General features: G+C 51.6%; 3 protein-coding genes. All 3 read right to left on the reverse strand.

What is annotated here, in order from left to right:
* Positions 1 to 376 precede the first annotated feature (376 nt).
* Positions 377 to 1207 carry a hypothetical protein gene (locus tag ACFOEV_RS11685; RefSeq protein WP_386774080.1) on the reverse strand — a complete coding sequence of 277 codons (831 nt, stop codon included), beginning with the start codon at positions 1205 to 1207 and terminating at the stop codon, positions 377 to 379.
* Positions 1208 to 1303: 96 nt separating this feature from the next.
* A complete protein-coding gene (locus ACFOEV_RS11690; RefSeq protein ID WP_386774082.1) occupies positions 1304 to 2389 on the reverse strand; it encodes a hypothetical protein in 1086 nt (361 codons plus the stop codon).
* A 565-nt stretch (positions 2390 to 2954) separates the two neighbouring features.
* The coding region (locus ACFOEV_RS11695; RefSeq protein ID WP_386774085.1) for a transposase at positions 2955 to 3278 on the reverse strand (324 nt) is incomplete at its 5' end.

Genomic DNA, 3278 nt, shown 5'->3' on the forward strand with positions numbered 1-3278 from the left:
CCTCTACAGACGAAGTCAGACGAGGCTGCTTCCAGGAGCGGACGGCCTCCCCGGTAACGGGTGCCTAACTCTAGCAACTCATATGGTGTCAACATACAAGGAGCTGCTTTAGCTGCAATCGATAGGTGGGAATGGCGATGAGTGGCAGGGTTATCTCAGACGACCAGAAAGGGACATAGAGCTAATCAAGAAACCTCTGACAGACGGCAAGCGGCCCCCTGCCCCAAAGACAGGAACGAAGTCCCTGTAAGAGCTGCTTTAGCTGCGATTGGTAGGTGGAATGGCGACGAGTGGCAGGTTATTTCAGGTGACCGAAAGGGATATAGGAGCTGATTAAGAAATCACTGGTAGACAGCAAGCGGCCAGAAGCTGACTTTCAGCGTATTCTGATATAACGCCTGGCTTTTGCGAGGACTGTAGCCGCCAAGCGGCGAAAAGGCCATCCCAACCCCGAAGGGGCGACAACAGCCGATTGTTTTTCGCCATTACAGCTAACACCCCCAAGGGTTGCCTTAATCCATGACGACGGCGGGACAGGCTCCGCGCCACAGTAGGCTTTCAGCTTTGCACATAGCTCATCCGTGCTTGCTAATGAAAGCTGGGATCTTTGCGCAATCTCGTCGGCCAATGGAAGATTGCTTGATATCCAGTCAATGCAGTTTCCGGATGGGTGACAGATCTTAATACCTTCAGGAAGCCCCTTCTCCATTAGGTGCTTGTCCACGACCAAAACCGCCCCTTTCGCACCACCTCCTAGCTTGTGCGCCTTGGTTAGGGCCGTTCCCATGACAGATATGATGGTCATCAAACCCATCCCCATGTCCAATCGATCCTCTGGCGCACTACGCATTGGCTGAGGGTAACAGCCGTTTATATCCGACAGGTCTCCCGTCGAAATGGCCGACTTGGCCGCGTAACCGTTCAGAGTCATGTGGCGCATTAGAGCTACTGCTATAGCTATAGCCCTTGACACATCTGGCTCATGAAAGTCTGAGCACACGAGGAACCCATCACCGAACTGGTGGGCAAAGAGTCTTTCGCAAAAGTTATTTTCAGGCGTGCCAGGGTAATAGCAAGAGCCAATGCGATAGATGGCACTCATCAGTTCGCCGATAGCGAGAATTGCGTATGTCTTTCTATCCTCGCTGTTCTCGAAATTTGTTGAGAAGCCTTCAATATCGATGCTGATACCCCATCGATCATTCATTGTCGGATACTCCTAGAATTCATCAATGCATAACTCCTGCCGTGAGCCGCGCCAAAAAAAGCTCAGCGAATTTTGGCGTCAGGCTCCACGGTATTGTTATGCCTTGTTGAGAATATCTTGTCGCACTTCAAAGCTGTAGTGCCGGATGTCCCCCCACATCTTATCCGTCACGGCCAGCAGATCCTTTTCCTCTTTCGTAAGATTGATGGTGAGAACCACCTGCGTCGAATGTTGCTGACAGAGAATAGGAACCAGCAGATCGCGAGCGTCATCGGGGACGTAGTGCAGGTTAAATGTAAACTGATGCGAGGAATGCACTTCACTTGGCTGCTTCGGCCAATAGCCAAACCTTCCGAAGAAGGCCCTTTTGGATAGCCCTTCTAGTTGGTTCGGTTCAAACTCACGAAACTCGATAGAAACGTTTGCACCATCGTAAGGCTTGCCTCTGCTGTTGATTACGCGACCCTCGCATGAAATCGCATGGATAAGAGCACGCTCGGTGTGCATTTCATAGCGTGCTTCAGTAAGCAGTACCGAAATATACGCGCCATAGCCTTCGTCACGGTTTTGCTCAACTTGTAGAACTCGGCCTCGCATATGATCAAAATAGCGCGTGTCAAATATCTCGAAGCCCGTGACTGCATACTCCTCAGCCGTTGATACGTCGAGGTCTTTTAAGAAGGTGAAGTGGCTATCCGTTTCCGGAACCGCTACTCCAGAGAGGGCAACCTTAGCCCACATGATGCGATTATGGTCGTTAGCATCCGCGGCTTGACGCTGAATAGCTTCAAACGCGTCGGCGCTCATATCCAAGCGCACTGTGACAGGCGCGGCCTCGACCACCTCACCCTCAATTTCGAAGCGATCGGGTTCGACGCCCGCTCTAACGGCAACACAGCCGCAAGCATCGCTGTCCCCCAGTGAGGTGCGAATCTCATCCAGCCACGCTGGATCGACTGGTGAGTAGATATTCAAACGAGCGGTCTGGTTGTGGAAGGCCGAATCCGGGAAGTGCCCATCGATATCCCCAAATGGTGCGCGATGGGGATCATTGATCCGTCCAAGCAACGTCATTTGTCGCCTTAGCCCAACTTTTGCATCATACCAAGTTTGTATGCCACCATACCCAGACAGCATTACACTGAGATTGCAGGTTCTTTCCTCGGATTCTTCTTCAGTCATGAGAAGGCACTCCGCTTATCTTGCAGGCATAACAGTGATTAGACCGCACGTTCTGTTATTGGATGAACGTGCATACTCGTTCATCCAATAAACGCGTCAGATTTACCACATGCAATCCACTATTTCTCTATAACATTAAGTATACCTTTTCAGCCTATCTTCAATAATCCTGTGCGCAGGATTTCCTGAGAGGTCCGCTTTGGGTCCATGCTGTGTGAAAACTCTTGGGCTCTCCTGAGGAAGACGTTTGTACGCGAAATCTGGAGTAGTTTTTCCATGCAACCCTCCTCAGAATTTTCGAGAGAGCACCTGTATTGATCAAATTTTGACCGGCGCGGGATGCTTCAAAAGTTTTCACACAGCCTCGGCCGAGGCTGTGTGAAAACACAAAAGCCCACCGCCTATACCGGTATTTGGCGATGAAGCCACTCACAGCGGCCAACGAGACGCTTCTTAGCGCCTCCATCATCGCCACATCCGAGGTTATTCAAAATAATGTTCCCCGAGAAAGCTTCTCTGGAGAGCGGCAGAGCCCGCTATAGAAGCGACAAGGGCAGCAGGCACATTATGCCCGCATCGCCTGAATCAGACGCTTGGTGCCGAGGATGTTCATGACGCGTTTCATGTTGTACGCCAGCACGTGAAGGCTCATTTCCGTGCTGACGTTCTCGAGAGTTTTGGTTAGAAAATGCGTCGCCCCCATCCAGGCTTTCAGGGTTCCGAACGGGTGCTCGACTGTCTGGCGCCTGAGACGCATCATTTCCGGCTTCTGATCCAGTCGATATTGTGCCGACTCGAGCACATCCTCATGTTCCCAGCGCTTGATCCGTCGATATATCCCCGTGGTGCATTGTGGCTTCCTTGAACAGCTCGGGCAGGCTGAACTCCA

Origin of the sequence: Litchfieldella rifensis (assembly GCF_042646605.1) — a bacterium.
Classification (GTDB): domain Bacteria; phylum Pseudomonadota; class Gammaproteobacteria; order Pseudomonadales; family Halomonadaceae; genus Litchfieldella; species Litchfieldella rifensis.